At 45.5% G+C, this 8,194-nt stretch carries 8 protein-coding genes; all 8 read right to left on the reverse strand.

Translation table 11 applies throughout. The annotated features are described in order from the left end of the window. Positions 1-389, reverse strand: a 389-nt coding sequence (locus J7J01_10010) for a hypothetical protein (protein MCD6211193.1), incomplete at its 3' end; no start/stop codon positions are given. 140 nt (positions 390-529) lie between these two features. Beyond that, positions 530-1,519 carry a hypothetical protein gene (locus J7J01_10015; GenBank protein MCD6211194.1) on the reverse strand — a complete coding sequence of 330 codons (990 nt, stop codon included), beginning with the start codon at positions 1,517-1,519 and terminating at the stop codon, positions 530-532. Positions 1,520-1,778: 259 nt separating this feature from the next. Then, entirely contained in the window at positions 1,779-2,507 is a 729-nt protein-coding gene (locus J7J01_10020) for a 4Fe-4S binding protein (protein MCD6211195.1), read from the reverse strand. Beyond that, complete coding sequence (gene nuoH / locus J7J01_10025) at positions 2,504-3,619, reverse strand: NADH-quinone oxidoreductase subunit NuoH (GenBank protein ID MCD6211196.1); 1,116 nt, start codon at positions 3,617-3,619, stop codon at positions 2,504-2,506. The genes J7J01_10020 and nuoH overlap by 4 nt, the downstream gene beginning before the upstream one ends. Before the next feature lie 31 nt (positions 3,620-3,650). Then, positions 3,651-6,011 carry an NADH-quinone oxidoreductase subunit D gene (locus J7J01_10030; GenBank protein MCD6211197.1) on the reverse strand — a complete coding sequence of 787 codons (2,361 nt, stop codon included), beginning with the start codon at positions 6,009-6,011 and terminating at the stop codon, positions 3,651-3,653. 28 nt (positions 6,012-6,039) lie between these two features. Continuing rightward, positions 6,040-6,399: a hypothetical protein gene (locus J7J01_10035; protein ID MCD6211198.1), complete on the reverse strand. Its 360-nt coding sequence runs from the start codon at positions 6,397-6,399 to the stop codon at positions 6,040-6,042. Continuing rightward, entirely contained in the window at positions 6,399-7,661 is a 1,263-nt protein-coding gene (locus J7J01_10040) for a hypothetical protein (protein MCD6211199.1), read from the reverse strand. The genes J7J01_10035 and J7J01_10040 overlap by 1 nt, the downstream gene beginning before the upstream one ends. Further along, on the reverse strand, positions 7,658-8,194 hold a 537-nt coding region (locus tag J7J01_10045), incomplete at its 5' end, for a hypothetical protein (GenBank protein MCD6211200.1). The genes J7J01_10045 and J7J01_10040, both read right to left, overlap by 4 nt.

Consider the following 8,194-nt stretch of genomic DNA (forward strand, 5'->3'; position numbering starts at 1 on the left):
GACACATCGGTAGAATCCACGATTAACACCCTATTTCTTCCCCTTTTGACACATATCGAGCCCAAAACGCCGAGAACAAGCTCAATGAATTGTTTCTCATCGAATCTGGCCAAGAATCGGTAAATATCCTTCGCTTCCGGAATCTCTACCAATTTTGCAAATCTCCTCAATTCTTCCCTTTTCAGCAATTCGCTGATCACGTAGGAAATATCCACGGAAAAGAAGATGGCTATCAGGACGATTTTAAACATCGTCCCAGCCAGGTTCACCGGTGATATCCCCTGCTTCGCCATCTCCTGCTTGATTCTTCGTGAACTGACAATACCGAGTATTTTCCCTAATAGCACCCATTTTGGGTCTTTCTTGTCTGTTATTAATGGCGTATTCATTTTTTCCACCATAAAACTGTTATACAAGCTTCTATATAAATTTTTCGGGTTTATTTCGCCTGGGATCGAATTTTATAGGTTTTTATGGTGTACTTTTAGAATTTGAGAAAAGAATGAGTGTAAATATGCAAGAAATTAATTCAAAACTCTGGATTATGGGTTGGATTATGGAGGGGGCTATTGTGTGATTTATATTCATCATTCCAAAAAACTTCTATGTCTCCTAATTTTTCATTGCTATCTATACTAAGAGGACGCATATCTTTTGGTAAAGATGAATCTATCCAGCATGTGCGACAAATCCAGTTTGCATTCTGAATATCTTCTAAGTCGTAGGCTATAAATAGCCAAACCACATGAGCTGGAGTTCTCCCCCACCGTGCCCTGATTCGTTCATTACGGTAGTAATTACTATATCTCAATTTTTCAGTTGCTTCCTGGATAATCGTTCTTATTACATCTTTAGGATAGTGTCTATCTAAAAGAACGATAGCTGAATAACGCTTGGCTCCAGTATGACTTACATCTTTCTGATTTACAATCGTATACCTAATTTTTTCTCTAACCTCCATTTCTAAAGTTACACCTTTATCTCGTAGGTGTCCTTTTTTACAGATGCCTGTGTCATCATAAGGTGTTCCATCTTTAGGACAGACTTTTTCATAAGCAATAAACAAACGTGCTAAGTCCTGAGCGTCAATAAGAAGATAATCACATCCTGCATCAATAGCAATTTGCACGAAATCTCTCTGTGCATCATCTTGAACATTCCCAAGTGCTCCAAAAACCATCAAACCGAGTCCTTGGATTTGCCGCAGTTTTACGAATTGATGGGTTACATCTCTGCTTGAAACTCTTAGGAAACTTTTTCCTTTCAAGACAAAAGCAGCTAATCGTTTATTTCCTCTAACATGCACATGACTTGTTAATATATCTGCTATTTCTATGGGACCATGTGGGGTCTCATTTGGATCGTATAGAATCTCTCTAAGAAAACGCTCCATCTCGCTTTTTTCATCTAAATTTCTGATGTTAGTAAGTATTTCCGTATTTATAGCTGCATCTGGGATAGTTTTGATTTCTGAAAATTCGTCTATGTCCTGTATTTTAATAAGACGTCCCATTTTCACACCTCACTATATAGCAAGCAATTTCATATAACTCCGGTATATCCACATTATTGCATATATCACTCCTAATTAGTATTATATCTACAATGCGTATATCCTTCCGTTTTGGCAGTATATCTAAAGTATTTCCTATATACACCCCCTCTAAACGAACACCACCCCCCTATTATTTCCAACAACGCCTGATAGAATCGTATGCCTATAGTTGCAGTTGCCACTTAAAACCTTTTTATTTCCCGCCCTCCCCTCCTACTCCCTCTTACTTCCTCACAAGCCTCAATATCTGCATTGAGCATTCCTTTACACACAGTCCACAGCCCGTACACCTCTCCGTATCTATCTTCATTCGTAGCACATTCCGTTCCATGATCGAAGAGATCGCATTATGCTCGCACACCTGCTCACAAACCCGACACCCTATGCAACTCGCACGGTCTATGCACTGCGATACCATAGGTATCTCCACAGGTGGTGTCGGCTCAACGAACAACGTGTCCTGCTCACGCCGTCTCTTCAGATGCAGGTCATCCCTGTCTATCACGTACTCCACCGACTTCTTATCCTCGCGAACAATCTCCGGCTGCTCTATCATCTCTTCAGTAAGCGTGAGCATCTCATCCATATCCCGGTATGCAACATCGTGAATCTTCGTAGAGTACAATGCACCACCAGAGCACGAATCAACACAGAAATGGCAGAATATGCATTTGCCATAGTCCACATTTGGATAATACCGCCCGTTCCGCGCCTCCTTCATCTGGATCGCATTTGCGGGACATATAAACGCGCACTGCCAGCAGCTTATGCACTTCTCCGGCTTGAACATGAGATAGCCACGCAGATTGGGAGGCATCTTCTTACGCTCCCTCGGATAAAATACCGTCGCTGTATGTGGATATACCGATTCACTCAGTGATACACCAAAAGCTCGTGCATGCCTCACCACCTTCTCTCCTGCTCCCTGCTCTCTTACTATTACCTTCTTCATACCACTCCACCTCCTCCTACTGATATCGCTATTGATATCACAACTGCAATGAGCGACAATGAGAGTAAAGAGCTCCATCCAATCCTCAAACCCTGGTCAAGTCTGTATCTCGGGTATATCACGCGAAGCACAAACAACGTTGTCATCACGATTATCGTCTTCAATAAGAACCATACAAGACCAGAGAGCTCACCAAGCATCCCAATTACAGGACCACTACCTCCGCCTAAGAATAATACCGTCATCAATCCACTCAATATATACGCCTTTTCGTAACATATCACATATATAAGCCCGAACCCGATACCCGAGTATTCCACATGTGGCCCAGCCGCCAATTCCTGGTCCGCCTCTGCAATCTCAAAAGGTAACCGCGAAGTAGCCATCGCCGCACCGATAAAGAACACAATTGCCGCTATTGGATTTAGGAATATCCCCCAGATTGCCTGATTATTCCCTATCTCCACCAGGTCTGAAGTCCCATACAGGATGACCATAGCAATCACCGCAACAACAAACGCTATCTCGTATGCGAAATACATGAATGCCTCCCTCACAGTCCCTATAAAAGCGAACCTGCTGTTTGATGCCCATCCGAGACCGAGGATAAATAGCGGGAACAGGCATACCAGTGCCAGTATTATCTGTATCGCATAAGGTGTCTGTATCGCCACTATACTACCAGCGGGAATGAAGAGCAGAGGTAGAAGTGTAGGAATAAATGTCAAGAATGGAAACTGCAGGAAATAAGGTCTGTGCGCATCCTTATGCACTATCACCTCCTGGAAGAGGAATCGAACAGAGTCTGCAAGCAACTGGATTATACCACCCAGCCACCATACTATCTCATGTGGCCCCACACGCCACTGTATCCTGCCGCAGAGCTTACGCTCTATCCACGGGAAGAATAGCAGCAATATGCCAAGTGTAGCGAAGCCCGGCGAGATTAAAGCGGCAAAGAACGGCTTCCATAGTGTGAATGATACTATAAAGCCACCCACCGGCAGCTGCGACATCAACTTGAGAGCCGGCTCTAAAACTGGTATCATCACCTGGTTGCTCATTATAGCAGTTATAAGCGCGTTTATTATCTCTTTTATTACCTCTTCCATTTCATATCACCTACCTATCACCTATCACCCATCACCTATCCGCCTCCGGCGGGAAATAACCAAAACTACCGTAGATAGCCCAGAAATCCGACACCCGTTCTCCCTTCGTTGCCTCTACAATACCCCGCAGGTTCATCCAGCTCGGTGTCACGATCCGCACGCGATACGGGACGTTCGATTCGCCATCGCTTAATATAGAATACAGGAGTGTCCCCCTTGCCGCTTCTGTAACAGTCGTCCACTCACCCTTCGGAAGTACGAGATTGCCATAGACATGGAACAGATGCCCTTTTATATCCTCTGACACCTCTTTATACTCACCGAGTATCTCTTTACTTATTACCTCCCCTCTTGGTATGCCCTTCAGTGCGTCCACTGCTTGCTTTACTATTCGCAAACTCTCCTTTATCTCCTCATACCTGCCCATATACCTGCCGAGACAGTCGCCCGCATCACCGCTCGTAAGCTCCCAATCCAGCTCATCATAAACCTCGTATGGCTCCACCTTCCTCACATCATATTCCACTCCAGAAGCCCTCAGGAATGGACCCACAATGCCACTTCTTATCGCTTCTTCCTTCGTGAGCACACCCACATCCCTCGTCCGGGCTACGAATACAGGATTATAGATGAGTATATCCTCAAACTTCCTCAATCTCCTGTGTATCGCCGATGTGAAGTTATCTATCATCTCAATTACCTCTTTAGATATATCGCGTCTTATCCCTCCAGGTATGACAAATGAAGGAGTGCATCTCGAGCCCGTTGCTCGCACCATCGCCTCCAGTATCATCTCCCTTATCGCCCACGCATACATGAATCCTGTGGAATGCCCGAGGAAGAGCGAAAATATACCGGAATCATAGAAGAATGCACCTATCCTCGACAATTCCGCCATTATCGTCCTTATGTACGATGCCCTTTCCGGAACTTCAATGCCCAGCGCCTTCTCTATCGTGCGAACATAGCCAAGATGCATGTTTATTGGGTCACTTATATTCGCACGCTCAAAGAGTGGGATATTCTGGATATATAATCTGTTCTCTGCGAGTTTCTCCATCGTTCGGTGCACGTATCCTGGATCTGGAATGACATCTACAATTATATCACCTTTCATTCGCAATATCCACCTCAAATGCCCGCTACCTGTGTGGTGCGGTCCCACAAGTGCAACAAACTCCTCGTTCGATTCCGCATCCTCAAGCACTCCCGCAGGCAATGGCAGCTCGAGCTCTTCCGGTGGTTTAATCTCAGGCATATAAGGAACGTCATCCTCAAGCATATAATGCTCCTCTTCTACCTCGAAATTCTTCCTCAATGGCGTTTGCTTCTGTACCTCAGGCGCAAGAATGAAATTGTTAGCCATGCCCTCATTACCTGCGAACTTGATGCCGAAGAAGTCATGCATCTCTCGCTCTGAATAGTCCGCACTCGCCCATAGCGATGCAAGACTTGACACCTCAGACTCAGGCTCACCTCCAGCATCACGCCTCAGCTCTGTGAAAAATGTTATTAATACCGGCATGAGGTCACTGCGATAGCTCGAGACCATATATTCAACTATATACTTCCTCTCGTGCGGTACATCTATCACATTCACATTCTTCACATGATCAAAACCCAGTTCGGTGCTTAACTTCCTCGCAAGTTCTTTCAGTGCCTCCGGCGCGGTTCTTATTGCTATTCTATTTATATCCGTGATGGTGATACTCTTATACAGTCCCTCAAGTTCTTTCTTGAGTTTCTTCACCAGCACAGCACCAAAAGCCCAATCTACAGCCCTCTCTGCATCCACCCTGACCAAGGGTGTTGGTGCAAGCACTTTTGGGCTGGTCGGTACCATCTTCTCCTTACCTGCTTCCGCTTCGGCAGGCAACGGCAACTCCGCACGTTTGAATTTTATCGTCGTCCTGTCGAACCCTTCTATCTTGTTCTGTACCGCTCTTACACCTCTCAATAGCGCTTCCGGCGTCACCGGACAGCCAGGCACGAAGAAATCAACAGGAACGATATCAGAAGGACGGGTTATGTTATAACTGTTCCAGAACAGCCCACCTCGCTCTCCACATGCACCTATCACCTCCACGAACTTGGGGTCCGGCATCTGCTCCCAGACAATCCTCAGCGCTCGTGCCATCTTCCTCGTTATCGTGCCTTCAACGATGATAAAATTCGCCTGTCTAGAGATGCCCATATTCAATGTGCCCAGACGTTCGCCATCAAAACCACATGCGAATGCGTGTGCCAGTTCAACGCCACAGCACGAAGTGACGAAATGGCAGGGCCACAGACTCCACTTCACTCCCCAGCGCTTCAACGGGGACAATACCCCTGTCCTCAGAATATGTATGTTCCGATTCCGTTCCTTCTCCTTACCCTCTTCTGCCACCATTATTCCGCACTCCTTAACTTATCTTAATTTATTTATGCTTAAGCCCTGCTATTTCAAGCGAAGCTTTATAGCCCACACCGATAGCAGGGAGTAATAGCAGTAGCACCATCAGCATAAGAACGATGAAATCCATCGAAGGATATGCCGAGAGCAGCAGCAAGACCACAATTATCGGCTCCGCTGCCATAAACATGAACATGAACCCAAAATACTGCATTGGAAGTGTGAACTTCGGATACTTTATCGGCAGATTCCCCGCTTCCCAACGCGACATCTTCACCTCTGAGGGGTAATACATCGGCAGGATTTTGATTATGATAAGTAGTGCTATGTCCACAGCAACACAGACAAGGAGTACCAATCCAATCAGCACCACGTTCTCTATCATTATATCACCACCCCCACGCTATTTGCTACCAATGCGATATTCTTAAAGAACCAATCCACCGGCACGAACAGAGCAGTAACCAACGTTATTATCACCGCAATGAGACAGATGAGATTGACGAGATTCATTCGCCACGAAACGCCGAGTTCTCCTGCAAGCCTGATATAATATGGTATTGATATAGCGGAATTGATGACCATGATAGCTACCAGCCAGAAGTACTCCATCTTTGCCATGGAGAATAGAATATACAGCTTACCCCAGAAACCCATCAGTGGTGGCACGCCAATGAATGAGAAAGCAAGTATATACATAAATGGTGAATACGCCCCTTCTCCCTTTATCGCATTAAAGAAGCCTATTTTACCCACTGCATTTGCAAATAGCATCAATAAACCACCTGCAATTGCAAAATAGACATACTCGTGATTCGCAATCACCACGAAGCTTGATAGGACATAACCCATATTGGCAACTGTGGAATATGCGAGCACTCGCGCCGGCTCTCTCGCCGTCAACGCCCCTATGTTACCCGTGAACATTGATATAGCTGCGAGTACAGCAGTGAAGAGAACCATTGCGGGAGTTATCACATTTGATATGGGGATGAGTATCCAGAGAGCAGCGACAAAAGGAACTACCTTCGCCAGCGATGCTATAATTGAGATTGGTATAGGGTCACCAGCAGTGAAGACATCAGGAACCCACTCATGCAGTGGCGCCACACCCACTTCAAGTGATAGCCCGAGTATCAGCATCACATATCCAACTGCGTAGATAAAACTAAAGTTACCGGCAGCAGCGCCAGGTGCATGCGCGTGTGCATACAGCAGTATAACAGCTCCAATCAAGAACATTACAGTGGCAAGAACCATAAATGTTATATACTTTATACCCACCTCTATGTTCGCCTTGCCCGCTCTGAGCATCACCAGTATGTATGTCGGCACAGATACGAGCACGAGAGCAACTAGTACCATAGCAAAATCATGTGTCGTAAATATATACATCGTGGCAAGTGCCATCAAGCCCACCAGACTGTAATCTACACCTTTAATCATGTCTGGTAACGCTGTGAGTGAGAGCAGATTGACGAGAGCGATGGCAAAGATAAAGATACCATAATAGAATGGACAGGTTCCAAGTCCTATAAGAATCGCAATCAGTGCACCTAAGAATCCCAGCGGGCGGAACTTGAATGAACCCACAGCACTCAGTACCAGTATTACCAGTGCCACAAGAGCGAGCGTCACTGCGGTCATGGATATAGATATACACCTCCTATTGCTGCCAATATCAGTATCATCATCACAACTCCAAGCACAACTTTTATATAATGTGCGAGGTAACCGGATTGAATACGCCTGATTCCTCTTGAAATCAGACCGAATAAGCCTGGCATCACCTTTGTATTGAAGAATCCATCAATGCCCCTGTTACTATAGTCATGCACGAGATGCGCGACGAAGAACCCTATCTTGGGTATGATATAATCATTGAGATATGGTAGATACATCCGGTCATTGAAGAATGTGCCAATTGCCGATAGCGAACTGATGCGCGGTTTGTATAATGCGCCGACATAAGCCACTAAGATGGCGATACCAACGAGCATAGAGGTGCTCGCATAGCCCGCGTGCACAAATCCCACCGTCTCTTTATTCTTGAATATGAGATACCACAGTATGAAGAGGATAGAAGCCATCAATAAATAGCCAACTCTCATCAAGTTGCCACCTTCTAAATGCTCATGCTTCGGCTTCTCACCTTTTATGAAGTTCAAACTCGTGAATCG

The organism is Methanophagales archaeon, from assembly GCA_021159465.1.
Taxonomy (GTDB): Archaea; Halobacteriota; Syntropharchaeia; order Alkanophagales; family Methanospirareceae; genus G60ANME1.